19 protein-coding genes and 1 tRNA gene are annotated in these 26,589 nt (G+C 73.8%); 19 read left to right on the top strand and 1 reads right to left on the bottom strand.

Translation table 11 applies throughout. The features are described 5' to 3' along the window. Positions 1-94: 94 nt before the first annotated feature. The 8 genes from BLR12_RS05075 to BLR12_RS05110 all read left to right on the top strand — a co-directional run bounded on the left by BLR12_RS05075 (position 95) and on the right by BLR12_RS05110 (position 7,348). Positions 95-511 carry a GlcG/HbpS family heme-binding protein gene (locus tag BLR12_RS05075; RefSeq protein WP_091374472.1) on the top strand — a complete coding sequence of 139 codons (417 nt, stop codon included), beginning with the start codon at positions 95-97 and terminating at the stop codon, positions 509-511. 188 nt (positions 512-699) lie between these two features. Further along, positions 700-1,815 (top strand): alanine dehydrogenase, encoded by a 1,116-nt coding sequence (gene ald, locus BLR12_RS05080; protein ID WP_091374474.1) that lies wholly within the window; start codon positions 700-702, stop codon positions 1,813-1,815. A gap of 116 nt (positions 1,816-1,931) precedes the next feature. Continuing rightward, positions 1,932-2,846 carry a site-specific tyrosine recombinase XerD gene (gene xerD / locus BLR12_RS05085; RefSeq protein ID WP_091374475.1) on the top strand — a complete coding sequence of 305 codons (915 nt, stop codon included), beginning with the start codon at positions 1,932-1,934 and terminating at the stop codon, positions 2,844-2,846. Positions 2,847-3,060: 214 nt separating this feature from the next. Then, positions 3,061-3,969 (top strand): ParA family protein, encoded by a 909-nt coding sequence (locus tag BLR12_RS05090; RefSeq protein WP_091374477.1) that lies wholly within the window; start codon positions 3,061-3,063, stop codon positions 3,967-3,969. Positions 3,970-4,042: 73 nt separating this feature from the next. Then, positions 4,043-4,525: a hypothetical protein gene (locus BLR12_RS05095; protein ID WP_091374479.1), complete on the top strand. Its 483-nt coding sequence runs from the start codon at positions 4,043-4,045 to the stop codon at positions 4,523-4,525. Positions 4,526-4,643: 118 nt separating this feature from the next. Further along, positions 4,644-5,453, top strand: a complete 810-nt coding sequence (locus BLR12_RS05100; protein WP_091374480.1) for a segregation and condensation protein A — start codon at positions 4,644-4,646, stop codon at positions 5,451-5,453. Continuing rightward, positions 5,450-6,262: an SMC-Scp complex subunit ScpB gene (gene scpB, locus BLR12_RS05105; RefSeq protein WP_091374481.1), complete on the top strand. Its 813-nt coding sequence runs from the start codon at positions 5,450-5,452 to the stop codon at positions 6,260-6,262. The genes BLR12_RS05100 and scpB overlap by 4 nt, the downstream gene beginning before the upstream one ends. Positions 6,263-6,505: 243 nt before the next feature. Continuing rightward, complete coding sequence (locus tag BLR12_RS05110; protein ID WP_091374483.1) at positions 6,506-7,348, top strand: pseudouridine synthase; 843 nt, start codon at positions 6,506-6,508, stop codon at positions 7,346-7,348. Here BLR12_RS05110 and BLR12_RS05115 read toward each other — a convergent pair. Further along, complete coding sequence (locus BLR12_RS05115; RefSeq protein ID WP_091374484.1) at positions 7,345-8,520, bottom strand: ROK family transcriptional regulator; 1,176 nt, start codon at positions 8,518-8,520, stop codon at positions 7,345-7,347. The two genes, BLR12_RS05110 and BLR12_RS05115, sit on opposite strands and share 4 nt — an antisense overlap. A gap of 67 nt (positions 8,521-8,587) precedes the next feature. On the opposite strand from BLR12_RS05115, the gene xylA reads away from it, so the two are divergent. The 11 genes from xylA (at position 8,588) to BLR12_RS05170 (ending at position 26,527) form a co-directional block, all read left to right on the top strand. Beyond that, on the top strand, positions 8,588-9,772 hold the full coding sequence (xylA, locus tag BLR12_RS05120; protein WP_091374485.1) for a xylose isomerase: 1,185 nt from the start codon (positions 8,588-8,590) through the stop codon (positions 9,770-9,772). After that, positions 9,772-11,184: a xylulokinase gene (gene xylB, locus BLR12_RS05125; protein ID WP_091374487.1), complete on the top strand. Its 1,413-nt coding sequence runs from the start codon at positions 9,772-9,774 to the stop codon at positions 11,182-11,184. The genes xylA and xylB overlap by 1 nt, the downstream gene beginning before the upstream one ends. A gap of 55 nt (positions 11,185-11,239) precedes the next feature. Next, positions 11,240-11,602 carry a chorismate mutase gene (gene aroH, locus BLR12_RS05130; RefSeq protein ID WP_091374489.1) on the top strand — a complete coding sequence of 121 codons (363 nt, stop codon included), beginning with the start codon at positions 11,240-11,242 and terminating at the stop codon, positions 11,600-11,602. A 44-nt stretch (positions 11,603-11,646) separates the two neighbouring features. Next, positions 11,647-12,333 (top strand): (d)CMP kinase, encoded by a 687-nt coding sequence (cmk, locus tag BLR12_RS05135; RefSeq protein ID WP_091374490.1) that lies wholly within the window; start codon positions 11,647-11,649, stop codon positions 12,331-12,333. Further along, positions 12,330-13,673 carry a ribosome biogenesis GTPase Der gene (gene der, locus BLR12_RS05140; RefSeq protein WP_091374492.1) on the top strand — a complete coding sequence of 448 codons (1,344 nt, stop codon included), beginning with the start codon at positions 12,330-12,332 and terminating at the stop codon, positions 13,671-13,673. The genes cmk and der overlap by 4 nt, the downstream gene beginning before the upstream one ends. Positions 13,674-13,709: 36 nt before the next feature. Further along, positions 13,710-14,594 carry an alpha/beta fold hydrolase gene (locus BLR12_RS05145; RefSeq protein ID WP_091374494.1) on the top strand — a complete coding sequence of 295 codons (885 nt, stop codon included), beginning with the start codon at positions 13,710-13,712 and terminating at the stop codon, positions 14,592-14,594. 76 nt (positions 14,595-14,670) lie between these two features. Beyond that, positions 14,671-14,744 (top strand) — tRNA-Pro (locus tag BLR12_RS05150). Positions 14,745-15,057: 313 nt separating this feature from the next. After that, on the top strand, positions 15,058-15,291 hold the full coding sequence (locus tag BLR12_RS05155) for a hypothetical protein (protein ID WP_091374497.1): 234 nt from the start codon (positions 15,058-15,060) through the stop codon (positions 15,289-15,291). Beyond that, positions 15,281-15,592, top strand: coding sequence for a type II toxin-antitoxin system PemK/MazF family toxin (locus BLR12_RS05160; RefSeq protein WP_091374500.1), 312 nt, complete (start codon positions 15,281-15,283; stop codon positions 15,590-15,592). Before BLR12_RS05155 ends, BLR12_RS05160 begins: the two co-directional genes overlap by 11 nt. A gap of 571 nt (positions 15,593-16,163) precedes the next feature. Further along, a complete protein-coding gene (locus BLR12_RS05165) occupies positions 16,164-17,129 on the top strand; it encodes a sugar phosphate isomerase/epimerase family protein (RefSeq protein WP_091374503.1) in 966 nt (321 codons plus the stop codon). Positions 17,130-18,625: 1,496 nt separating this feature from the next. Continuing rightward, positions 18,626-26,527 (top strand): RICIN domain-containing protein, encoded by a 7,902-nt coding sequence (locus BLR12_RS05170; RefSeq protein ID WP_176832364.1) that lies wholly within the window; start codon positions 18,626-18,628, stop codon positions 26,525-26,527. The last annotated feature ends 62 nt before the right edge of the window (positions 26,528-26,589 follow it).

The following is a 26,589-nucleotide window of genomic DNA, read 5'->3' on the forward strand; positions in this document are numbered from 1 at the left end:
GGAGGTGGTCGGCACGGGCCGGACGGCCCTACCCGGTGTCCGCGGCCGGGACCCTCCCGCGCGCGGCGTCCCGGGGCCCTGGCAGGCTGGGCCGGTGCTGACCTCCGACCAGGCCTGGGCCCTCCTCTCCGCCGCGCGCGAGGAGTGCGGGCGCGCCGGCATCCCGATGTCCTTCGCCGTCATGGACCCCGCGGGCCACCTCGTGGCCGCGCTGCGCACCGACGGCGCCCCGTGGATCTCCACCGACGTCGCCCAGGGCAAGGCCTGGACGGCGGCGGCCTACGGCATGCCCAGCGCCGGGCAGAAGGCGAAGATGGACAGCCTGCCCAACTTCTCCACCGCGCTGACCTCGATGACCGGCGGCCGCTTCACGCCCCAGCCCGGTGCCGTGCCGGTCTACGCCGACGGGCAGCTGATCGGCGCCCTCGGCGCCAGCGGGGGCACCGGCCAGCAGGACGAGGACGTCTGCAGCGCCGCCGTCACCGCCTGCGGGTACACGACCAGCGCCTGAGGCCCCCGGCCCCCTCGCAGGGTCCCTGGCCTCCTCGCAGGGTCCCGCCACGAGCGTGCGAGTGGCGGGGGGCGAGGGGGTCCTTCTCCTAGACTCCGCGCGAGGCGCGCCCCGACCGGGTGCGTCCACGAGGCGGTTGGGGCACCCGTCACCCTCGGGACGTCCCGCCGGGACCAGGAGTGCGGACGATGCGGGTCGGGGTTCCCCGAGAGGTCAAGAACCGGGAGTACCGGGTGGCGCTCACCCCTGCCGGGGTGACCGAGCTGGTGCGGGCCGGGCACACGGTGCTCGTCGAGCGGGGCGCGGGGGAGGGCTCGTCCATCCCGGACGCCGACTACACCGCCGCCGGCGCGACGATCGCCGCGTCGGCCGACGACGTGTGGGCCGACGCCGACCTGGTGCTCAAGGTCAAGGAGCCGGTCGCCGAGGAGTACCACCGGCTCCGCGCGGGCCAGACGCTGTTCACCTACCTGCACCTGGCCGCGTCGAAGGACTGCACCGACGCGCTGGTCACCTCCGGGACCACCGCGATCGCCTACGAGACCGTGCAGACCGCCGGCGGCGCGCTACCGCTGCTCGCCCCGATGTCCGAGGTCGCCGGCCGGATGGCGCCGCAGGTCGGCGCGCACAGCCTGGAGCGGGCACACGGCGGGCGGGGCGTCCTGCTCGGCGGCGCGCCCGGCGTCTACGCGGCCAAGGTCGTCGTCATCGGCGCCGGGGTGTCCGGGATGAACGCCGCCGCCATCGCGCTGGGCATGCAGGCCGAGGTCGTCGTCCTGGACCGGGACGTCGACAAGCTGCGCGCCGCCGACCGCATCTACCAGGGGCACCTGCAGACGGTGGCCTCCAACGCCTACGAGCTCGAGCGCGCCGTGCTGGACGCCGACCTGGTCATCGGCGCGGTGCTGGTGCCCGGGGCCAAGGCGCCCACGCTGGTGAGCAACGAGCTGGTCGCGCAGATGAAGCCGGGCTCGGTGCTCGTCGACATCGCCGTCGACCAGGGCGGCTGCTTCGAGGACACCCGGCCCACCACGCACGACGACCCGACCTTCCGGGTGCACGAGTCGGTCTTCTACTGCGTGGCCAACATGCCCGGTGCGGTGCCCAACACCTCCACGCACGCGCTGACCAACGTGACGCTGCCCTACGTCATGGCGCTGGCCAACGAGGGCACCGTCGCCGCGGTCGCCTCGGACCCGGCGCTGGCGCACGGGGTCAACGTGGTCGCCGGACAGGTGGTGCTGCCCGAGGTCGCCGAGGCCCACGGGATGACCGCCGTCCCGCTGGAGGAGGTGCTGTCCTGACGACGGCGACGGGAGCATCGCAGCGAGCGCCGGCGAGCGAGGAGCGGACCGGCGCGCGGAGTCGGGACCACGGGCAGGGCCTGAGCGCTGCCGCCACGACCTCTCCGATCGCGCGGGTGGTGACCGGCTACCTCGACCACCTGACCGTCGAGCGCGGGCTGGCCGCCAACACCATCTCCTCCTACCGCCGCGACCTGCGCCGCTACACCGAGTTCCTCGACGCGGCCGGGGTGCGGGGGCTGGGCGAGGTGGCCGAGTCCGACGTCGCCGGGTTCCTCGCCGCGCTCCGCCAGGGGGACGACGACCACCCGCCGCTGTCGGCGACCTCGGCGGCGCGCGCGGTGGTCGCCGTCCGCGGGCTGCACCGTTTCGCACTGCTCGACGGTCTGGTGCCCGACGACGTGGCCCACGAGGTGCGCCCGCCGTCGCCGGCGCGCCGGCTGCCCAAGGCGATCCCGGTCGAGTCGGTGGTCGCGCTGATCGAGGGGGCCGGCGCGCTGGAGGGGCCGCGCGGGCTGCGGGACCGGGCGCTGCTGGAGTTGCTCTACGGCACCGGGGCGCGCATCTCCGAGGCGGTGGGGCTGGCCGTCGACGACCTGGACCGCGGGCAGTCGGTCGTCCGGCTGGCCGGCAAGGGCGGCAAGCAGCGGATCGTGCCGGTCGGGTCCTACGCGCTCCGGGCGGTGGAGGACTACCTGGTGCGCGCCCGTCCGGCGCTGGCCGCGGCCGGCCGCACCGGGGTGCGCGGCGGCGCGCTGTTCCTCAACGCCCGCGGCGGGTCGCTGTCGCGGCAGAGCGCGTGGGCGATCCTGCGGACGGCGGCGGAGCGGGCCGGGCTGACGGCGGAGGTCTCGCCGCACACGCTGCGGCACTCCTTCGCCACCCACCTGCTCGACGGCGGCGCCGACGTCCGCGTGGTGCAGGAGCTGCTCGGCCACGCCTCGGTGACCACCACGCAGGTCTACACGCTGGTGACCGTCGACCGGCTCCGTGAGGTGTACGCGAGCAGCCACCCGCGTGCGCTGACCTGACAGCGCTCGGCCCGAACCCTCGGCGTCTTCTGCCAGTGGTCTCGGCTGGATGTGACCACTGTGTTGGCATGGGTCGCCAAGTCGACACGACTCGCGGCGTGCCTCCTCGGCCAACCGTGTCGATCTCCCTACCTTCAGTGCATCCCGCGCGGCAGACCGGCTGACCGCACCCGGCACGAGTCGGAACGGGCACGAGGTGGAGGACACGACAGCGATGGCGATCCGAGGGGACGCGGCCGGCCAGGCCTTCGCGCTCCCGACCGACCCCGAGCCCGAGATGGGTGCGGCCGCCTCGCGGCTGGACCCGGCCCGCGCGCGCATGCGCCGGCTGCCCGACCCCAAGCCCCTGACGCAGCACGGCCCCGCGCGGATCATCGCGATGTGCAACCAGAAGGGCGGCGTCGGCAAGACCACGTCGACCATCAACCTGGGCGCCGCGCTGGTCGAGTACGGCCGCAAGGTGCTGCTCATCGACCTCGACCCGCAGGGCGCCCTGTCCGTCGGGCTCGGCGTCCCGGCGCAGAACCTGGACCGGACCATCTACAACGCCCTGATGGAGCGGCGCACCTCGCTCAAGGACGTGCGGGTGCCCACCGACATCGCCGGCCTGGACCTGGTGCCGAGCAACATCGACCTGTCCGCGGCGGAGGTGCAGCTGGTCAGCGAGGTCGCCCGGGAGCAGACGCTGCTGCGGGTGCTCGCCGACGTCCGCGACGAGTACGACTACATCCTCATCGACTGCCAGCCCTCGCTCGGCCTGCTGACGGTCAACGCGCTCACCGCGGCGCAGGGCGTGGTCATCCCGCTGGAGTGCGAGTTCTTCTCGCTGCGCGGCGTGGCCCTGCTCGTCGACACGATCGAGAAGGTCAAGGAGCGGCTGAACCCGGACCTGGAGATCTCCGGGATCCTGGCCACGATGTACGACGCCCGCACGGTGCACTGCCGCGAGGTGTTCAGCCGGGTCGTCGAGGCCTTCGGCGACACCGTCTTCCAGACGGTCATCCAACGGACCGTGCGCTTCCCGGAGACCACGGTCGCCGGCCAGCCGATCACCACCTGGGCGCCGACGTCGTCCGGCGCGTCGGCCTACCGGGACCTGGCCAAGGAGGTCCTGGCACTGTGAGCGAGCTCGCGAGCTCACCGATGAGCACAGCCCGCCGCGTCGCGCTCCCGCCGAGCGCCAGCGAGGTGGCAGCGTGACGCGGCGCCCCGTCCTCCCCGGTGCGGCGGAGCTCTTCCGCCGCACCGACGCCGCCCCGGCGCCGGAGGTCACCGAGCTGCCCAGCATCAGCGCCACGGTGAGCTCGCCGGCACTGCGCGGGGCCCCGGCCCGTCGCGGCGACGGCGACACGGCCGCGCCGCTCACCCTGGTGCCCGGCGGGGCGGACGACGCCGACCCGCTGGCCGGCTTCCGCACGCCGCCGCCCGCCCCGGCCCCGGCGCCGGCCCGCCGTGGCCGCGCGCAGCGGACCGAGCGGACCAAGCACGACGAGAAGATCACCGTCTACATCTCCGCGGACGAGCTGCTCGCGCTGGAGAGCGCCCGGCTGACCCTGCGCGGCCAGCACGGCGTCGCCGCCGACCGCGGCCGCATCGTGCGCGAGGCGATCAACGTGCTGCTCGCCGACCTCGCCGAGCGCGGTGAGGACTCGGTGCTGGTCCAGCGGCTGAGGAAGTAGCCGCGGCCCGGTCCGCGGCGGTCGTCGTCCGTCAGCGTGTCTCACCGCGACCTGCCGACGAGCGTTCAGGGGGCCCGGGGTGGCCGCGACCGTCGGTGACCGCTCCTAAGCTGACCGTGTGACAGCGACGAGTGCGCCGGAGGTCGGCAGCGAGCGGTTCACCGTCAAGCTGACGAACTTCGAGGGCCCGTTCGACCTGCTGCTCCAGCTGATCGGCAAGCACAAGCTCGACGTCACCGAGATCGCCCTGTCGACGGTCACCGACGAGTTCATCGCGCACCTGCGGGCGCTCGGCGACGAGCTGCACCTCGACCAGGCCAGCGAGTTCCTCGTCGTCGCGGCCACCCTGCTCGACCTCAAGGCCGCCCGGCTGCTGCCCGCCGCCGAGGTGGAGGACGACGAGGACCTGGAGCTGCTCGAGGCCCGCGACCTGCTGTTCGCCCGGCTGCTGCAGTACCGCGCCTACAAGGAGGCCGCGGCCTTCCTGCGCGAGCGCGAGGCCGGCGCGGTCCGCCGGCACGCCCGCGACGTGGCGCTCGAGCCGCGGTTCGCCGAGCTGCTGCCCGAGGTGCTGCTGGGCGTCACCCCGGAGCAGTTCGCCGCGCTGGCCACCAGGGCGCTGACCCCGCAGGTGCCGCCGACGGTCGGTGTCTCGCACCTGCACGCGCCGCCGGTGAGCGTCGCCGAGCAGCTCGTGCTGGTGCGCACCCAGCTCCTGGGCCTGGGGACGGCGAGCTTCCGGACCCTGACCGCCGACTGCCCGCACGTCCTCGAGGTGGTGGCCCGCTTCCTCGCGCTGCTGGAGCTCTACCGCCAGCAGCGGGTGGTCTTCGAGCAGCTGACCCCGCTCGGTGAGCTGCACGTGCGCTGGACCGGCGGTGCCGACCCCGGGCCGGAGGAGGCCGACGCGGACGGGGAGTACACGTGACCGGGGACGAGCGGCCGCCCATCTCCTGGGACGCGCTGGCCGAGGAGCTCGCCGCCACCCGCGAGGAGGCCGAGCGGCGCGAGGGCGCCGACCCCGCCACCTGGGACGCCGTCGCCGCGGAGCTGGCCGTCCGGGTCGGCGAGCGGCCGGCGACGGTCGCCGGGCCCGCGCCCGTCGAGGAGCCCGCGCCGCTGCCGCCACCGGTGGCCGCCGTCCCCGAGCCCGAGCCGGCACCGGAGGCAGAGCCGGAGCCCGACCTCGACCCCGCCGCGCTGCGCGGCGGGCTGGAGGCGCTGCTGTTCGTCGCCGACACCCCGGTCGACGAGGTCACGCTGGCCGACGCGCTGCGCTGCCCGATGCCACGGGTGCGTGCCGAGCTCACGGCGCTGGCGGCCGGCTACGACGAGCGCCGCGCGGGGATGACGCTGCGCCGGGTGGGGGAGGGCTGGCGGCTGTACACCCGGGAGCAGTACGCCCAGGTGGTCGAGCGCCACCTCGTCGACGGCCAGCGCAGCCGGCTCACCCAGGCGGCGCTGGAGACCCTCGCCGTCATCGCCTACCGGCAGCCGGTGACCCGCGCCCGGGTGTCGGCGATCCGCGGCGTCGGGGTGGACGGCGTCATGCGCACGCTGATCTCCCGCGGGCTGGTGTCCGAGGTCGGCACCGACCCCGACAGCGGCGGCGGGCTGTACGGGACCACGCCGGTGTTCCTCGAGCGGCTGGGACTGGAGAGCCTCGACGAGCTGCCCGAGCTGGGCCCGCTCCTGCCCGAGCCGTCCTCCCTGCTCGACGAGCACCCCGACGCCTGAGAGAGGACCCCTCTGCCCCCGACCGCTCGCACGCTCGCGGCGGGACCCTGCAGAGGGGCCGTGCGCGAGGAACCCCGGCAATGCCGGACTCCCGCGCGGTCACCTGCGTCAGCGCGCCGTTGCACCAGCGCGAGAGCGGCAGGAACGGCGCGGGAGTCGGCCGGCGGCCGGGCCGGCAGAGCGGGGAACCTGCGGGCGCAGCGGCGGGAAGCGGCGTTCCGCCGGGTGGGAGACTGGACGGCGATGGACACCGCCCCGCACGACGATCCGACCCCCGGCCCCGGCGAGAGCTGGTCGGAGGACATGGAGCTCGCCCCCGCCCACCCCGGCGACCGTGGCCGCACCCGCACCGACCCCTCCGCGGAGGGTGAGCGGCTGCAGAAGGTGCTCGCCCGCGCCGGGGTCGGCTCGCGCCGGGTCGTGGAGAACATGGTCGACCAGGGCCGGATCAGCGTGAACGGCAAGCTGGTCACGGTCCAGGGCATGCGGGTCGACCCCGGGCGCGACAAGATCGCCGTCGACGGCGCCCGCATCGAGCTGCGCGACGACCGGGTCACCTACGCGCTGAACAAGCCGCCGGGTGTCATCACCGCGATGAGCGACGACCGCAACCGGCCGACCGTCGGTGACATGGTCGGCGACCTCGCGCCGGGCCTGGTGCACGTCGGCCGGCTGGACCAGGACACCGAGGGCCTGCTGCTGGTCACCAACGACGGCGAGCTGGCCCACCGGCTGGCCCACCCGTCCTACGGGGTCAAGAAGACCTACCTGGCGCAGGTGTCCGGGTCGATCCCGCGCGACCTGGGCCGCCGGCTGCGCTCGGGGGTCGAGCTCGAGGACGGCCCGGTCAAGATCGACTCCTTCACGGTCGTCGACACCCACGCCGGTCAGTCGGTCGTCGAGGTCGTGCTGCACGAGGGCCGCAAGCACATCGTCCGGCGGCTGCTCGGGCACGTGGGCCTGCCGGTGTCGCGGCTGACCCGCACCGCCGTCGGCCCGATCAAGCTCGAGCGGATGCGCAGCGGCTCCATCCGCCGGCTCACCCGCGCCGAGGTCGGTGCGCTCGAAGAGGTCGTCGGGCTCTAGGGCAGCCAGGCCACCGGGTCGGCCACGACGGCGTCCAGCGCCTGCAGTGCCGCGCCCGTGGCCCCCGCGGCCGGTGGCCCGGTCACGGCGAGGACGGTCGGTCGGCGCCAGCGCGCCGAGAGCACCCGCCGGCCCAGCAGCTCCTCCAGGCCGGGCCGCAGCACGTCGGCCAGCGCCGCCAGGTGACCGCCGAGGACGACGACCGGCAGGTCGAGCACGTTGACCACCCCGGCCAGCGCGACGCCCAGCGCGTCGGCCGCGGCGTCCAGGGCCCTGCGCACGGGAAGCTCCCCGGCCCGGGCCACCACCTCGGCCGGCGGGGTGTCCAGCGGCAGCCCGGCGGCGGCGAGCAGCGCGTGCCGCCCGGCGTACTGCTCCAGGCAGCCGGTGGAGCCGCAGCGGCAGGCCGGCCCGTCGGGGTCGACGCACACGTGGCCCACCTCGCCGGCCCATCCGGCGCTGCCGGTCAGCACCCGGCCGCCGAGCACGGCCGCGCCGCCGATGCCGATCTGCCCGGACAGGTAGAGGAAGTCCCGCAGCGGACCCGGCCGGCCGGGCGCGGTGTCGGCCACGGTGCGCGCGGCCAGGTCGGCCTCGTTGCCCACCACCGGGCGCAGCCCGCCGGGCAGCTGCGCGGCCAGCAGGTCGGGCGCGGGGACGTCGGTCCAGCCGAGGTTCGGCGCCCGCAGCAGCAGGTCGCCGTCCACCAGCCCGGGCAGTGCCAGGCCCGCGCCGGCCAGCCGGAGCCCCGCGGGCAGGCCGGCCACCAGGTCGGCGGTGAGCGCGCCGAGCCGGGCAAGCGTGCGCGCCGGGTCGCTGCCGACCAGGTCGTCGTCCTCGACGTGTTCGGCGACCACCCGGCCGCGCAGGTCCAGCACGCGGGCGGCGAGCAGCCCGGCGTCCACCTGCAGACCCAGCGCCCCGACGCGCGCGCCGGGCAGCAGCGGTGTGGCCGGGCGGCCGCGCCGGGGCGGGGTCAGGCGCTCGCCCTCGTCGAGCAGCCGGCCGGCGACCAGGTCGTCGACCAGCCGGGCGGCGGTCGCCCGCGTCGTCCCGGTGCGGACGGCGACGTCGGCGCGCGACAGCGGGCCGCCGGCGCAGACGGTGCGCAGCACGAGCGCGAGGTTGCTGCTGCGCAGCGTCGACTGCCGCGCCGCGGATGTCGGCGTCACCCCTTGAGGCTAGCCACCCGACTGGTTATGTTCCACGGGAGAACAAACTCGATGGAGGGATACCGCGATGACCGCACAGCCCCGGGACGTCCAGTTCACCTTCGGCCTCTGGACCGTCGGCTGGCAGGCCCGTGACCCGTTCGGCGACGCCACCCGCCCGGCGCTGGACCCGGTCGAGAGCGTGCACCGGCTGGCCGGGCTGGGCGCCTCCGGCGTGACCTTCCACGACGACGACCTCATCCCGTTCGGCAGCGGCGACACCGACCGGACCAAGCACGTCGAGCGGTTCAAGGCGGCGCTGGAGGAGACCGGCCTCGTCGTCCCCATGGCCACGACCAACCTGTTCACCCACCCGGTGTTCAAGGAGGGCGCGCTCACCGCGAACGACCGCGACGTCCGCCGGTACGCGCTGCGCAAGGTCATGCGGAACATGGACCTCGCCGCCGAGCTCGGCGCCCGCACCTACGTGCTGTGGGGCGGCCGCGAGGGCGCCGAGGTCGACTCCGCCAAGGACCTGCGGGCCGCGCTGGACCGCTACCGCGAGGGCATCGACACCCTGGCGCAGTACTCGGAGGACCGGGGCTACGGCCTGCGGTTCGCCCTCGAGCCGAAGCCGAACGAGCCGCGCGGCGACATCTTCCTGCCCACCGTCGGGCACGCGCTGGGGTTCATCTCGACCCTCGAGCACGCCGACCTGGTGGGGCTCAACCCCGAGGTCGGGCACGAGCAGATGGCCGGGCTGAACTTCACGCACGGCATCGCCCAGGCGCTGTGGCAGGGCAAGCTCTTCCACATCGACCTCAACGGCCAGCACGGGATCAAGTACGACCAGGACCTCGTCTTCGGCCACGGCGACCTGCTCTCCGCCTTCGGCACCGTCGACCTGCTGGAGCACGGCGGCCCCCAGGGCGGCCCGGCCTACGACGGCCCCCGGCACTTCGACTACAAGCCGCTGCGCACCGAGGACGTGGACGGCGTGTGGGCCTCCGCGGCGGCCAACATGCGCACGTACCTGCTGCTCAAGGAGCGCGCCGCGGCCTTCCGCGCCGACCCGGAGGTGCAGGAGGCACTGGCCGCGGCCCGCGTGCCCGAGCTGGCGCGGCCGACGCTGGGCGACGGCGAGACGTACGAGGACCTGCTCGCCGACCGCACCGCGTTCGAGGACTTCGACGCCGAGGCCGCCGGCGCCCGCCCGGGCGGTCAGGTGCGGCTCGCGCAGCTGGCGGTGGAGCACCTGCTCGGCGCCCGCTGATGCCTCTGGTGGCGGGGGTCGACTCCTCGACCCAGGCGTGCAAGGTCGTCGTCCGGGACGCATCCTCCGGCGCCCTGGTGCGCGAGGGCCGGGCGCCGCACCCCGACGGCACCGAGGTCGACCCGGCCGCGTGGGAGTCCGCCCTGGACCGGGCGCTGGCGCAGGCCGGCGGCCTGGACGACGTCGCGGCGGTCGCCGTCGGCGGCCAGCAGCACGGCATGGTCTGCCTGGACGACGACGGTGCGGTGGTGCGCCCGGCGCTGCTGTGGAACGACACCCGCTCGGCCGGCGCCGCGCGCGACCTCACCGCGGAGCTCGGCGGCGGGCAGGCGTGGGCCGACGCGGTCGGGCTGGTGCCGGTCGCCTCGTTCACGGTGACCAAGCTGCGCTGGCTGGCCGACGCGGAGCCCGCGAACGCCGCCCGCACCGCCGCGGTGTGCCTGCCGCACGACTGGCTGACCTGGCGGCTGGCGGGTGCCCCGGGACTGGACGCCCTGGTCACCGACCGCGGGGACGCCAGCGGCACCGGCTACTGGTCCGCGGCGACGGGGGAGTACCGCCCCGACCTGCTGGAGCGCGCGCTCGGGCACGGCGCCGTCGTCCCCCGGGTGCTCGACCCGGCGGAGCCAGCAGGGTCGACGCCCGACGGCGTCCTCCTGGGGCCGGGCTCCGGGGACAACGCGGCCGCGGCGCTCGGCCTGGCGGCGGAGCCCGGGGACGTCGTCTGCTCGATCGGCACCTCCGGCGTGGTGTCGATCGTCTCGACCACGCCGGCGGCCGACCCGTCGGGCACCGTCGCCGGGTTCGCCGACGCCACGGGCAACTTCCTGCCGCTGATCGCCACGCTCAACGCCGCCCGCGTGCTCGACGCCACCGCCCGGTTGCTCGGGGTGGACCTCGACGAGCTGTCCCGGCTGGCGCTGTCGGCCCCGCCCGGCGCCGGCGGCCTGGTGCTGGTGCCGTACCTGGAGGGCGAACGGACGCCGGACCGCCCGGACTCCACCGGCGCGCTGCACGGCCTGACGCTGGCGACCGCGCAGCGCGCGCACCTGGCCCGCGCCGCGGTCGAGGGGCTGCTGTGCGGGCTGGCCGACGGGCTGGACGCCGTCGCTGCCACCGGCACCCCGGTGCGCCGGGTGCTGCTCGTCGGCGGTGGCGCCCGGTCGGCGGCGGTCCGCCGGATCGCCCCCGCCGTCCTCGGGGTGCCGGTGCTCGCGCCGCCGCCGGGGGAGTACGTCGCCGACGGCGCCGCCCGGCAGGCGGCCTGGGTGCTGGCCGCCGGTGAGGCACCGCCGGAGTGGCCGCGGCCGGGCACCGAGCGGCACGAGGCCGACCCGGTGCCGCACGTGCGGGAGCGCTACGCCGAGGTGCGCGACCTGACCGCGGACCGGCTCTCCGCGGCCGGTACCTAGACTCGACCGAGGGGCACGGCGATCCGGAGCCCCGCACCGATCGAGGAGAGTGGTAGTGGCCGTCCGAGCCATCCGGGGCGCGACGCAGGTGGACGCCGACGAGCGGGAGCTGGTCCTCGACGCGACCCGCGAGCTGGTGAGCGCGGTCATGGAGCGCAACCAGCTGGAGCACGACGACGTCATCAGCATCCTGTTCACCGCCACCCCCGACCTCGTCTCGGAGTTCCCGGCGCTGGCCGCCCGCGAGCTGGGCTTCGGCGACGTCCCGCTGATGTGCGCCACCGAGATGGGCGTCCCGCACGCGCTGCCGCGGGTGCTGCGGCTGATGGCGCACGTGGAGACCGAGATGCCGCGGGCGGACGTGCAGCACGTGTACCTGCGCGGGGCGAAGGCGCTGCGGCGGGACATCGCACAGTGAGCGAGCGCCAGCGAGCGGAGACCACTGTGCGGAGCGATCGCGCAGTGAGCGGCTTCGTGGGCCAGGTGGCGCTGGACGGACCGTCGGGGACGGGCAAGTCCAGCGTGGCGCGCGCGGTCGCCTCCCGGCTGGGGGCGGCCTACCTGGACACCGGCGCGATGTACCGCGCCGCGACCGTCGCGGTGCTCGACGCCGGCGTGGACCCGGAGGACGCCGAGGCCGTGGCCGCCGCCGTCGCCGCCGCCCGGATCGAGGTGGGGACGCACGCCCACACCGAGCTGGTCGAGGTGGACGGCGTGGACGTCGCCGTGCGGATCCGCGGCGCGGAGGTGACCCGCGCGGTGTCGGCGGTCTCGGCGGTGCCCTCGGTGCGCCGCCGGCTGGTCGACCAGCAGCGCGCGCTCGTGTCGGCCGCCGACGCCGTCGTCGTCGAGGGCCGCGACATCGGCACCGTCGTCCTGCCGGACGCGACGCTGAAGGTGTACCTGACCGCCGCGCCCGAGGCCCGGGCCCAGCGCCGTGCCGCCCAGCTGGGCCTCACCACGCCCGAGGAGATCGCCGAGCTCGCGGCCGACCTGCGCCGCCGGGACGAGTACGACAGCAGCCGCGCCGACAGCCCGCTGCGCCCGGCCGCGGACGCCGTGATCGTGGACAGCACCGACCTGGACCGCGAGGGCGTCGTCGACCGGGTGGTCGAGCTGGCGCTGACGACCGTGGGGGCGGCGCGATGAGCGAGCAGACCGGGCCGCTGCCCGTGGTCGCGGTCGTCGGGCGGCCGAACGTCGGCAAGTCCACGCTGGTCAACCGGGTCCTGGGCCGCCGCGCCGCCGTCGTCCAGGACACCCCGGGCGTGACCCGCGACCGCATCGCCTACGAGGCGCTGTGGAACGGCAAGCGGTTCACCGTCGTGGACACCGGCGGGTGGGACCCCAGGGCCAGCGGTCTCGGCGCGTCGATCACCCGGCAGGCCGAGTACGCGATGCAGACCGCCGACGTCATCGTGTTCGTCGTCGACAGCCAGGTGGGCGCCACCGACACCGACCTGGCCGCTGCGCGGATCCTGCGCCGCAGCGACCGCCCGGTGATCCCGGTGGCCAACAAGGTCGACGACGAGCGCAGCGAGGCCAACGCCTCGGAGCTGTGGTCGCTGGGCCTGGGCGAGCCGCAGCCGGTCAGCGCGCTGCACGGCCGGGGCAGCGGCGACCTGCTGGACCTGATCCTCGACGCGCTGCCCGAGGCGCCGCGGGAGCAGGAGGAGGAGGGCGGCCCGAGGCGGGTGGCGCTGGTCGGGCGGCCCAACGTGGGCAAGTCCAGCCTGATCAACCGGGTGGCGCGCGAGGAGCGCTCGGTCGTCGACTCGGTCGCCGGCACCACCGTCGACCCGGTCGACTCGATCGTCACCCTGGGCGGCGAGGAGTGGCGGTTCGTCGACACCGCGGGGCTGCGCCGCAAGGTGAACACCGCCAGCGGCATGGAGTACTACGCAAGCCTGCGCACCGAGGCCGCCATCCAGGCCGCCGAGGTCGCCGTCGTCCTGCTCGCCGCCGACGAGGTGATCAGCGAGCAGGACCAGCGGGTGATCACCCAGGTCATCGAGGCCGGCCGCGCGCTGGTCATCGCCTTCAACAAGTGGGACACCCTCGACGAGGACCGCCGGCTGCAGCTGGAGCGGGAGATCGAACGCGACCTGGCCCGGGTGAAGTGGGCCTCGCGGGTGAACATCTCGGCCCTGACCGGCCGCGGCGTGGACAAGCTCGCCCAGCACCTGCGCGAGGCCCTCGCCTCCTGGGAGATGCGGGTGCCGACCGCGGAGCTCAACACCTACGTCCGGGCGCTGGTGCAGGAGACGCCGCCGCCTGCCCGCGGTGGGCGCGCCCCGAAGATCAAGTACGTGACGCAGGCCGACGTCCGCCCGCCGCGGTTCGTCGTCTTCTCGACCGGCTTCCTGGAGGCCGGCTACCGGCGGTTCCTGGAGCGCAAGCTGCGCGAGCGGTTCGGCTTCCACGGGACGCCGATCGAGATCTCGGTGAAGGTCCGCGAGGGCCGGGGGAGCGAGAAGCCGAAGGGCTGAGCGATGAGTCCGGCGCCCGGCGCCGGTCTCCCTGGCATGACCGAACCGCAGACGCAGACCCTGGAGACCCCGGGCGCCGTCCTCACCTACGACGTCCGGCCCGGCTCCGCCACGGCGCCGCCGCTGCTGCTCATCGGCTCTCCGATGGGGGCGGCGGGCTTCGGCACGCTGGCCGCGCACTTCCGCGACCGCACCGTGGTCACCTACGACCCGCGCGGCGTCGAGCGCAGCCGGCGCACCGACGGCGCGACCGAGACCACGCCGGAGGAGCACGCCGACGACCTGTCGCGGCTGATCGCGGCGCTGGGCGCCGGGCCGGTCGAGGTGTTCGCCAGCAGCGGGGGAGCGGTCAACGCGCTGGTGCTCGTCGCCCGCCACCCCGAGCAGGTGCGCACCCTGGTCGCGCACGAGCCGCCGGCGCTGCAGCTGCTGCCCGACCGCGAGCCGGCGCTGGCCGCCACCCGGCAGGTGGCGGACGCCTACCAGGCGAGCGGGTTCGGCGCCGGGATGGCGGGGTTCATCCGGCTCGTCGGCCACCGCGGCCCGGTGCCCGACGACCTCGGCGACCTGCCCGACCCGGCCGCCTTCGGCCTGCCGGCCGAGGACGACGGCTCGCGGGACGACGTGCTGCTCGGCCACAACCTGATCAGCTGCACGTCCCACGAGCACGACGTCGAGGCGCTGAGGGCCGCGGCGACGCGGATCGTCGTGGCGGTCGGCGCCGGGTCCGACGGCGAGCTGGCGCACCGCTGCGGTCTCGCCCTCGCCGAGCGGCTGGGGACGGCGCCGGTGGTGTTCCCCGGCGACCACGGCGGCTTCCTCGGCGGCGAGTACGGCCAGACCGGCGAGCCGGAGGCGTTCGCCGCGACCCTGCGGGAGGTGCTGGCCGGCGACCGGGACGCCGTCCCGGCGCGCGGCTGACCTCCGGGCGGGGCCGGTCGGGGGGTGCGGTAGCCTGGCTCCTGCAGCGATCGGGCGGTGCGAGCCGCCCGGCGCTCGGGCTGTAGCGCAGCTTGGTAGCGCACTTGACTGGGGGTCAAGGGGTCGCAGGTTCAAATCCTGTCAGCCCGACAGTGGAACCGCAGGTAAGAGGCGGGTCGGCCGAACAGGTCGGCCCGCCTCTCGCGTGTCTACAGCAACGGGTACAGCAACGCGGCCGGCGTACAGCAACGGTCACCACATGGCGACCTGCCGGCAGGAGTGAGCAGGTGGGGTGCAGACGCCGTGGCCAGCTCCGCCACGCGAGCACGAGCGGGTCCACCTGGCAAGGATGGACCCGCTCGTGCTGGCGTGACCGGATGGCGCCGGCCATAGGGCCGCGCCGCCAGGTCCCACGTGGGAACGTCGGCAGACCGTCTGTCTTACACCATGTGACACTGGGCGGATGGCGGACACCGTCACCTTTCGGCCCGACGCGGAAGCCTCACGCGCGCTGGCCCTGTTGACCCAGGACGGCACTCCTGTCTCAGCGGCCGTGCGCAACGCGCTGATCCGGGCCGCCCGGGCGGTGGCCTCGGAGCAGCTGCGGGCGGAGGCGGCCGACTTGGCGGCCGACGAGGCCGATCGCGCGGAGGCGGCGCAGGTGCTGCGGGACATGGAGACGTTGCGTGCGTGGTGAGGTGTTCCGGCTTCGAGCGCCTGGGGATGCCCGGGGCCACGAGCAGTCCGGCCGGCGGTTCGCCGTGGTGGTCCAGTCGGACCTGCTGCCGTTGTCCACCTGGCTGGTCGCCCCGACGTCGACGTCGGCGCGGGCGGCGACCTTCCGGCCGGAGGTGGAGATCGACGGTCAGGTGACGCTGGTCCTCGCCGAGCAGACCGCTGCGGTCGATCCGCAACGGCTGGGGGCGAGCGCTGGCCGTCTCAGCTCCACGGAGATGCGCCGAGTAGAGGCGGCGCTGCGACTGGTGCTCAGCCTCTGAGAGGCGAGTCGGCGCTGAGGGTTGCAGACCCTCGTCCGCCGGGTCCGCAGCCCTCACGACGCTCCAGCACGGAAGATCCCCGCCGGTCCCGGAGGACGACGGGGAGGAACGACGTCAGGATGACACCCCCGACGCCTGCGGCTCGGTGGCTGCTCAGTGGTGAGGGAGCACCAACGACAGCAACACTCACCCCCGGAGCGCTTGGTCGAGCCGGTCGGCCGCCTCGACGGCAGCGGTCGACGGCGGGAGCGGCGAGCGCCGGATCGAGGCCGGTCCCGGCCTGCTCGAGGTGTGGTCCACGGGATTCCCACGGGCTGTCGGCGCTGACGTTCCACCGCACGATCGAACATCCGGCGGCAGCACCACGCCGGCGCGACGCCCTGCGGGCCGAGCCGTTGTCAGGCGTGTCCCCTCCGGCGGCCTGGTCTGGCGCCTTGGCAGATTGTCCTGACATACTCGCGTTACTTGCATCACTCATCCGAGACCACTCAACGTCCTGCCTGCCCCGTGCGCATCGGTGACGTCAGGGCCCGACGCGGTCTCGGGTGGTCGGATCACCGGAAGGACATCCATGAGGATCGGGTTGATCACGGACTCGGTCGGTCACCTCTCGCTCGAAGGTGCGCTCGACCTGGCGAAGCACCATGGGCTCAGCTCCGTCGAGATCGCCACGGGGAACTGGTCCGAAGCCCCGCACGCCGACCTGCCCGCGCTCGTCTCCTCCGCGGACGCCCGGGCCGAGTTCGCGGAGAAGATCTCCTCCCGCGGCCTCGTCCTCAGTGCGCTGTGCGCCAACGGCAACCAGCTGCACCCGACCGAGGGAGCGCGGCACGACCAGGTGGTGCGCGACACCATCGAGGTGGCCAGCCACCTGGGGGTGCCCACGGTGGTCCTGATGTCCGGCCTGCCGGGCGCTCGCGGTGACTCGACACCGAACTGGATCACCACGTCATGGCCGCCGGAGACCCTCGCGGTGCTCGACTACCAGTGGAACGAGGTGGCGATCCCCTACTGGAAGGAGCTCGCCGCGCTGGCGCGGGACAAGGGGGTCCGCCTGGCCATCGAGGCATGCGGAAGCCAGCTGGTGTACAGCGTGTCGAGCATGTTCCGCCTCCTCGACGCGGTCGGCGACGACGTCGTCGGCGCCAACCTGGACCCGTCCCACCTGATGTGGATGGGAGCAGACATCCCCACCGTGATCCGCGCCCTGGGACCGGCCATCTACCACGTCCATGCCAAGGACATCCGGGTGAACAGGTTCCAGGCGGACCGCGACGGCCTGCTCGACACGCTGCCCATCGAGCGGGCCGGCGACCGCGCCTGGAACTACGTCACCCTGGGACTCGGGCAGCCGGCCGGGGCGGCCTTCTGGGCCGACTTCGTCTACGCCCTGCGTTCGGTGGGGTACGACGGAACGCTCAACATCGAGCACGAGGACACCCTGGTCAACTCCGTCGAGGGCGTCGGCCGCGCCGCCGACCTGCTCAAGCAGCTCGTCCTGGTCGAGCCCCCGGACTGGAAGCCGGCCAACATCTGATCGTGGTCGGTGGTGGGTCCTGGTCGGCGTCCTCGCGCCGAGCCTCGGCGCGGGCGTGCGTGTCGGGGAGGCAGGGTGCCGCCGCGCAACGGCTCCACGGGTCCAGCTGACCTCCAGCCGAGAGGCGGTGTGGTGGCGGCGCCCGGTTTGGCAGTGGTCGCGGGGCCGGCGCGGCGGCGGAGGGCAGCGAGGACGTCCCCGCGCAGCGCCAAGTAGCCGGTCGGGACAGCGGATGGCTCGGTGGGACGGCTGCGGGGTAGCCGTACGCGGCTGACGCCGGACGAGCTGGCGGGCACCTCCTCGCCAGGTGATCTACGTCACCCGATCGCCATCGCCGACGAGGCACGGCTCACCGAGGTCAGCTTGGAGCTCGAGAGCCTGGCGGCGTCGGGGGCGCCCCGCCTCTCGAGTGATCACAGCAACGCAGCCGCGGTACAGCAACGGCCGCCCTCGCAGCGCCCTGATCAGCCGCCTCTGCTTGCATGCGCTGCACGACGTCGCTCCAGCCCCGACCGCGAGGGCTGTCCCGGCCCCGCGGTCGAACGACTCGGGTGTCCGGGTGACTCCCTCCTCGTCGACCCAAGCTCCCGAACTCCGACGCCCGGGCGCCGCGCACGCACCTGCGGGCCGTCGCAGCCCAGGCTCCTATCAGGCATCAATCGCCCAGGGCATCGGCAGGCGTCACCGGCGGGCAATCAATGCGAAGGCCACTGAACTTCGCGACGGGCAAGCAAGACGTCGAGCACCCCGCCGCGGTGGCGGGGCCTCGTTGGTACCGCAGGTGCAAGACGTGTGACGTTTGGTGATCTTGATGTGACCGGACCGGGATCGGCCGATGGCGCAGTTGGATGCGGATGGTGCGCAGCACGAACTGCGTCGGCTCGGACCTTGACTGCGCCGACCTCGAGGTCGACGGCGCGGAATCGAGCAGGACCGTGGGCTGACCAGCCCGTACACCGCCCAAGGGTCGTTCATAACGCGTTGATCACTTTGCGTTGCACGTAGTCCCAGCCACGCCGCTGGTCCAGCACCAGCTGCTTCACTCCTCGCGCTCGTTTCGTCGCGGACAGTGTGGAGTGGTCGTGGCTGGTCGGGGTCGGATTGCGCGGTGGTGGCGTCGGGCCGGTCGGCCGCAGACGGTGGCGCTGGCCGCCGCGCTGATGACGGCCACGGTCTTGGCCTCTGATCTCCCGGCCATCGCCGCGCCGCCGCCGGTCCCCGTGGCGGACGAGTCGCGGAGCGGAGACGAAGCAGGCCTGACGGCTCCGGATGCGGTTTCCGCCCGCACGATCGCCCGTTCCACCGGTCAGGCGGTCGAGGTCGTCGGTGAGCGCACCGAGACCTCCTCCACGTGGGTGCGGCCCGACGGTACGTTCACCCGCAGTGAGTTCGCCGCCCCCGTGTGGGTGCAGACGGGGGCGGACGCGACGGAACCGGGGTCATGGGCACCGGTCGACCTCCGCCTCGAGGTCGGCGCGGACGGCGCCGTCCGTCCCATGTCGCACCCGCGGGACGTGCGGCTCAGTGGCGGCGGCGAGGGCGAGGTCGCCCGCATGGACCTGCCCGGCGGCTCGGTGGCCTTCCGAGGAGTCGACCGGTTGCCGAAGCCCCGTCTGGAGGGTTCCCGGGCGGTCTACGCAGACGTTCGTCCGGGCGTCGACCTGGTCGTGGAGGTCAACCGCACCGGCTTCGAACAGTTCTGGGTGATCCGTGACCGGCCGGGCCGCGGTCGGGTGCCCCTGGAACTGGACCTGCCCATGGAGCTGGTGACGGAGGGCGTGGACACCGCCGTCCGGACGGACGGTCAGGTCGACGTGGTCGATGCGGCAGGTACGACGCTCGCGACGCTGCCGAAGCCCAACATGTGGGACGCCTCGGTCGACGCCGACCTTGCCCGACCGATCGCCGCACCCGCTCCCGGCCTCGCCGGTATGGCCGCCGGCCAGCCGCCGGCGGTTCCTGCCGCCGTCGAGGGCGGCGTACAGCCGGTGCCGGCCTCCCACGAGCCCTACATCGCTGAGCAGGCGAGTCCCGGGCACGCGCCGGTGACGACCACGCAACCCTCGTCGGCCACGGGTTCGCCATCCGGTGACGAGCCGTCGGTGCGGACGGGCCCGGCGACGCCCGGCACGGGCCGGCCGGAGGCGCGGCCGGTCGACGTGCGGGTCGACAAGCCAGGGCGTGGGCGGACGGCGTTCACCTTCAGCCCGGGGCGGGCGTTCCTGGACTCGCCGTCGACCCGGTATCCCGTCGTGGTCGACCCCTACGTGAACGCTTGGACGCACTTCGACACCTACGTGCAGTCGAACGTCGTCAACACCGACTACTCCGGCTCCGGCGAGCTGCGCCTCGGCACCTATGACGGTGGGGCCACCGTGGCGCGCAGCTTCCTGACGATGAACCTCGACGGGCTGCAGGACAAGACGATCATCACCAGCCGCCTGGCTCTCTGGAACTGGCACTCGTGGTCGTGCGAGCGCGCCGATTGGGAGGTCTGGTGGACCAATGAGGCGTCGCCGGCCACCCGCTGGGGCTCACAGCCCGGCTGGCACCGGCGGATCGGCGTCTCTGCTGACACCCAGGGATACGGCAGCGGGGCCTGCGGGGACGGCTGGGTGTGGGCCGACATCACCGAGGCGACCCAGTGGCAGTCCAGCCGTGGAGTCACCCGGTGGGGCCTGGGCCTGAAGGCGCTCAACGAAGGTGACAACAGGAGCTGGAAGAAGTTCGACTCGGCCAACGCCGGCATCCCGCCGCGTCTGGACGTCACCTACCGCAACCGCCCCCACACAGCCGGCGACCTGCAGATCTCCCACTCCGGCTTCGACGCTGCGGGACGGTTGGTCAGCAACCCCCGTCCCGAGCTGAGCTTCGTCGCTGCTCACCCCGACGGTGCCGACGTCGATGCGGTCTTCTACGTGTACGAGGGAAGCCGCCTGGCCTTCCAGCAGGCGGTGCGCGTCCGATCCGGGGAACGAGCGCGGCTCGTGGTGCCGGACGGTGTGCTCAAGCAGGGGCGCGCCTACAAGTTCCGCGCCGCCGTCTACGACGACTACACGTTCGGCCCGGACGGCTGGAACCGCATCACACCGGCCCACGCGCCGAACAAGGCGCTCGACGTCCCCGGCTGTGGCGTCGAGGCAGGCCTGCAGATGCACCAGTGGGACTGGAACGGCGGGAACTGCCAGCGGTTCGGCATCCTCATGCCGCGCGACGGTGCCGGTCACCACGCCTTCCTGGCGCGCAGCGGTGCCGGTGCGCTGGACCAGGCCGGCTGCGCCACCACCATGGGAACGCGCATCATCACCTGGTACCCACACCTCGCGAGCTGTCAGCAGTTCTTCCTGCAACCCACGCGCGGGGACGCCGCAGGCCAGTACCGGCTGCTGGCCCGCAACTCCGGGCTCGCCATGGACATCAACGGCGCGAGCGTGGACAACGGTGCGATCGTCCATCTCTGGGGCGTCAACGGGTGCCTGTGCCAGGAGTTCCGCATCGACCCCGCCGGCGACAACGGCTGGGAGTCGCGGATCGAGTTCCGCACCGACTTCACCGCCCCGGGGGCTCCCTTCGTCTCCTCGTCCAACTACCCGAACAACGAGACCTGGAACGGTGGCGCCGGCACCGCCGGCTCTTTCACCGTGCGCCCGGCCACCGGCAACACCGACGTCGCCGGTTACGAGTGGGGGCTGGACAGCCCCGCGGCGGCGACCAACTTCGTCGCTGGCGGTGGTCAGGTCACCTTCAGCGTGCCGATCCCGACGAACGGCCGGCACACCCTGCAGGTGGTGGCCCGCGACCATGCGGGCAACCGCTCCCCACCGGTGAGCTACAGCTTCAACGTCGGGCGCGGCGGGATCACCCAGCCGGCCGTCGGGCACCACGCGGTCCGCCGGGTGCGGGTCACCGTGGACGGCGACCCGTCCTGGACCCAGGTACGGCTCGACTACCGCCGCGGCGAGGGCGCCACCGAGTTCCCCGTGCCCATCGGCCACCTCACCCGGCCGGACGGCACCGGGTTGACCAGTACCACCGGGTTCCTGCCCCTGGCCGACGTCCGCGAGGCGGCGATCTGGGACGCCGGCACGACCTTGGGCTTCGTCGGTGGGCCGGTGCAGCTGCGGGCCACCCTCCGCGACGCCTCCGGCGTCACGTACCAGACGCCGTGGATCGGCTTCACCCTCGACCGGGACGCCGACGGCGCCGCCACCACCGACATCGGTCCCGGAACGGTCAACGTGCTCACCGGCGACCACGTGCTGTCCAGTACCGACGCCGAGGAGCCCGGGCTGTCGGTCAGCCGCACCACGTCCTCTCGGGACCCCGACAGCGGCCTGCAGCCCCAGCGCGAGCAGTTCACCGCCAACCAGGCCGCGATCGGCACGGACACCGCAGGCTTCGCACCCAACTCCGTGACGGTCACCCGCGTCGCCGACCGGGGCCACTCGCCGGGCGGTGCGCTCCAGGTCGTCCCGGCCGGCACCGGTAGCACCTCGGACACCTTCGTGGCGGTGGGGGAGGGCAGCGGGCTGCAGGCCGGCCTGCAGCCGGGCAGGCGGTACCGCGTCTCCGGGTGGGTCTTCGTCCCCGGGGCCACGGGGCTGTCACCGGCCGATCCCGACGACGGGCTGCGCATCGTGGTCGCCGCCCGCCGCGCCGACGGGACCTGGACCCACGCCCGGTCGGACAAGGCCGGCACGACCGACGCCTGGCAGCAGCTGTCGGTCGACGTCACCCTGCCTGCCGACGCCACGGCCGCCGGGGTGCGGCTGTACTCCGGCTTCGCCACCGGCAGCAACGCGCCGGTCCTCTTCGACGACCTCTCGCTGCGCCAGCTGTGGGCCCCCTTCGGCGAGGCCTGGAACACCGGCGTCACCGCCGAGGCCGCCGGCACCGACTACACCCGCATCTCCCTCGTCGAGACCGAGGTGGCCCAGGTCGACCTGGCCGGCGGCGGGCGAATCTGGTTCACCAAGGGCCCGAACGGCTGGTGGCCCGAGCTCGGCGCCGAGGGCCTCACGCTGACCGTCAACGCCGCCGAGGACTCCTTCACCCTCACCGAGCTCGACGGCACCGCCACGGTCTTCCGCCGCACCAGCCCGGGTGTCGGTGACTGGCTGGTCGACGCCACGACCCCGCCGGTGGCCTCGGCCACGACCCGGTACGTGTACGAGACGACGCCGCAGGGCGTCACCCGGATCACCCGCGCGGTCGCGCCGACCCAGCCGGGCATCGACGCCTCGGCCTGCGCCACGGCGGCCACCCCGCCGGTGGGCTGCGTGGTCCTCGAGTACGACTACGCGCCCGCGAACACCGCACGTCCCTCCGGACTGGGCGACTTCCCCGAGCAGGTCCGGCAGGTGCGGATGTGGACCACCGACCCGGCCACCCGGACGCCGTCGGCCGAGGCGGTCGCCCGCTACCTGTACGACAACAGCGGCCGTCTCCGAGAGGTCTGGGACCCGCGCATCGAGGCCACGGGCGCGCCGGCACTGAAGACCAGGTACGAGTACGACGCCCAGGGGCGGGTCACCAAGCTGACGCCGCCCGGCGAGCTGCCCTGGTCGTTCACCTACGGCCAGGCCGGCGACACCGTCACCGGCAGCGGCGACTGGATCGACCCGAACCCCGGCCGGCTGCTCGCGGTGTCGCGGCCCAGCCTGGTGGAGGGCACCCGGGACCAGGTCGGCCCCGACATCCGCACGAGCGTCGTCTACGACGTCCCGACCACGCGGGCTGCCGGCGGCCCCTACGACCTGGACGCCCCCGCCATCGCGACCTGGGGGCAGACGGAGGCGCCCACGGACGCCACCGCCGTCTTCGGTCCCGAGACCGTGCCCAGCGTGTCGACGGCGACCGCCAGCAGCCCCGGCTCCGGTGGCTATTCAGCGGCGACCGTCCACTACCTCAACGCGGCCGGTCGGGCGGTCAACACCGCCTCCCCGGCCGGACCGGACGCACCGGTCGAGGGTTTCATCGACACCGCCGCCTACGACCGGTTCGGCAACGTCGTCCGCACGCTCGAGGCCACCAACCGGCTGCTCGCCCTGCGCCGGCTCCCGGACGCGGCGCTCACCCTCGGTCGTCTCGGTCTCGCCGGAGTCAGCAGCGCCGGCGCGGCCTCGGCGCTGAGCTCGGTGACGACCTACAGCCCCGACGGTCTCGACGTCCTCACCAGCACCGGGCCCACGCAGCTGTTGGCGATCGGCAACGACGTGGCCAGCACCCAGCCCGTCCGTGACTACACCGAGTACCGCTACGACGAGGGCAAGCCCGACGGGCTGACCTACCACCTGGTCACCACCGAGACCGAAGGGGTGAAGAAGGCCGACGGCACGCTGGCCGACGTCGACGTCACCACCAACGGCTACAGCCCGCCGACCGTCTGCCCCGGCAGCGGCAGCGGCTGGCGCCAGGGCGGACAGCCCACCACGGTCACCGTCGACGCCGCCGGCAAGAAGATCACCACGACGGTCTGCTACGACGACCAGGGCCGGGCGGTGCAGTCCCGCCGTGCCGGTGCCGGCGGCACGGACGCCGGCACGGTCCGGACGGTCTTCTGGACCGCGGGCGCCAATCCCGACGACACCGAGTGCGGCGGCCGACCCGAGTGGGCCGGGCTGCCCTGCGTGACCCGCGCGGCCGGCCCGGCCACCGGCGCGGACACCACCCGGATGGCCGCCGAGCTGCCGGTCAAGCGGATCCGGGCCTACTCCCGCTACGGCAGCGCCGAGCGGGTGGAGGAGTCCGCGACCGGCCCGGTGGCCGGTGCCACGGCCACGCAGACCCGCACCACGGTCACCACCTACGACCGGGCCGACCGGGTCACCTCCGTGGCCATCGCCACCGCCGGGCCCGGGATGGTGCCGGTCGCAACCACCCGGCACACCTACGACCCGGTCAGCGGTGACGTCACCCGCATCGCCAAGATCGACGCCAGCGGTGCCGAGAGCGCGGCCGTGGTGAAGACCTTCGACGCGCTCGGGCGGATGACCCGGTACGACGACGGCGCCGGCGCGTGGACCGCGACGACGTTCGACCGGTTCGACAAGCCGACCGTGGTGACCGACAGCCTGGGGAGCACCCAGCGGTTCAGCTACGACCGCAGCGTCGAGCCGCGGGGCTTCCTCACCTCGGTCGACGACTCGGTCGCCGGCACGCTGAGCGCCGCCTACGGGCCCGACGGCCAGGTGGTGCGGCAGAGCCTGCCGGGGCAGGTCACCTTGCGGATCGGCTACGACCCGGCCGGCATCCCCGTGTCGCGCGACTACACGGCGCCCGACGGGCCGGATGCGGACACCACCGAGGACAGGCTCGCCTTCTCGGCGGTGGTCGAGAACGGCGCCGGCCAGTACATCAGCCACGAGACGGCGGCCAGCGCCAAGACCTACGCCTACGACGTGCTGGGCCGGCTCACCGACGTCCGCGACCTGACCCGAACCAGCACCGGGGTCTGCAGCTGGCGGAAGTACACCTGGAACGACCGGGCCGGCCGCCAGTCGCTGTCGGCCACGCGGACGGCGGGGCAGACCTGCACCGACCCGGCCACCACGGCCGGTGCGGCCACCACCGGCTACGGCTACGACTCCGCCGACCGGCTGCAGGCCACCACGGGTGCCTCTGCCGGCACCTACGCCTACGACCCGCTGGGGCGGATCACCACCGCTCCGGTCGCGAGCAACCCGGGTGCGACGGTCACCAACAGCTACTACGCCAACGACCTGGTGGCCGGCCAGGAGATCAGCGGCGTCGCCCGCACCCGCTGGACGCTGGACGCGCTGCAGCGGTTCTCCACCTACACCGCCGAGGCGTGGGCCAACGGTGCGTGGGCGAACGCGGTCACCAAGACCAACCACTACGACTCCGACGGCGACAGCCCGGCCTGGATCGCCGAGGACGCCACCCTGCCCGACGAGGTCACCCGGTACATCGACGGGCTCGACGGCCAGCTGGCGGTGCAGACCGGCAAGACCGGCGACCGCGTACTGCAGCTGATCGACCTGCACGGCGACGTCATGGCCACCCTCCCCATCCGGGACGGCGCCGCCAGCGGGGACTGGGCCGGGCTGCGGCACCAGGCGGCCGACGAGTTCGGCAACCCGACCGACCTGGCCACCGGCGCGACCACCGCCTCCACCGGCGCACCGCCCGGCAAGGGCAACCGGTACGGCTGGCTCGGCGGCGCCCAGCGCTCCAGCGAGGCCCTCGCCGGGGTCCTGCTCATGGGCGTTCGCCTCTACGACCCCGCCACCGGACGGTTCTGGTCACAGGACCCCGAACCCGGGGGCAACGCCACCCCGTACGACTACTGCGGCGCCGACCCGGTCAACTGCACCGATCTCGACGGCCGCTGGGGCTGGCTGAAGAAGTCGCTGAAGAAGGTCGCCCGGTTCGCCGAGGTCGCCTCCTACATCCCCGGGCCCATCGGCTCCGCCGCCTCAGCGATCTCGGCCGGCGCCTACGCCGCTACCGGCAACCGCCGCAAGGCCATCGAGATGGGCATCAGCGCGGCCGCGGCGATGGTGCCCGGCGGTCGAGCAGCCGTGCGGCTGGGAGCCGCAGCACTTCGCTCGGCAGGCAAGGTATCGGCCAAGGCCGGACGACCACTAGCCCGGGCATCCAAGCCGTGCAACAGCTTCACCCCGGGAACCGGCGTCCTCATGGCCGACGGCACCACGCTGCCCATCAGCCAGATCCAGGTCGGGGATCTCGTCGCCGCCCGCGACCCGATCACCGGCGAGACGTCGGCTCAACCGGTGCTCGACGTCATCGTCGGCGTAGGCGACAAGCACCTCATCGGCGTCACGACCTCCCGGGCTCCGCCTACTGCGCTCGGGTCGGAAGAGGTTGGCGCCGCGGCCGGCGCCGACTCCTGGACGGCCACCGCCGGCCATCCCATCTGGGTCGAAGGTGAGGGCTGGACGGACGCCGAGGACCTTGAGGTCGGCGACCGGACCGTCGGCGCAACTGGCGAACTTCGCATCGTCGTGGCGCTCGTCGATCACGGTTGGCGCGCTGACCAGACGGTCTTCAACCTCAGCATTGCGAACGTTCACACGTACGTCGTTGGTGATGTCGGCGACGGAACCGTGGTGCACAATAAGAGTTGTAGGCAAGGTGGTGTCTATGCTCTGACGACCGCGAGTGGAAAGGTGGTCCGAACAGGTCGTACGAATGACCTCGCGCGGCGGGAATCCGAACACGGTCGCATGTATCAAGGCCTCAACTTCGTGCCGCTGGCGAGGACAAACAATCGCTTCGCTCAGCGAGGACTGGAGCAGATGGTCCACAACCGATACCGGCCGATCCTCAACCGTGTAAGCCCCGTGTCCTCAAAGAATCCGGCTCGGCACCTGTACGCGGCAGCCGCCAAGCGCCACCTACGTGGGGGTAGATGATGGCTCGATCGATACCAGAGGGGACAGTCTTCATAATCCCACCGCGGATGGCGGCACCGGCT

It is taken from the genome of Geodermatophilus sp. DSM 45219 (genome assembly GCF_900104025.1).
GTDB lineage: Bacteria > Actinomycetota > Actinomycetes > Mycobacteriales > Geodermatophilaceae > Geodermatophilus.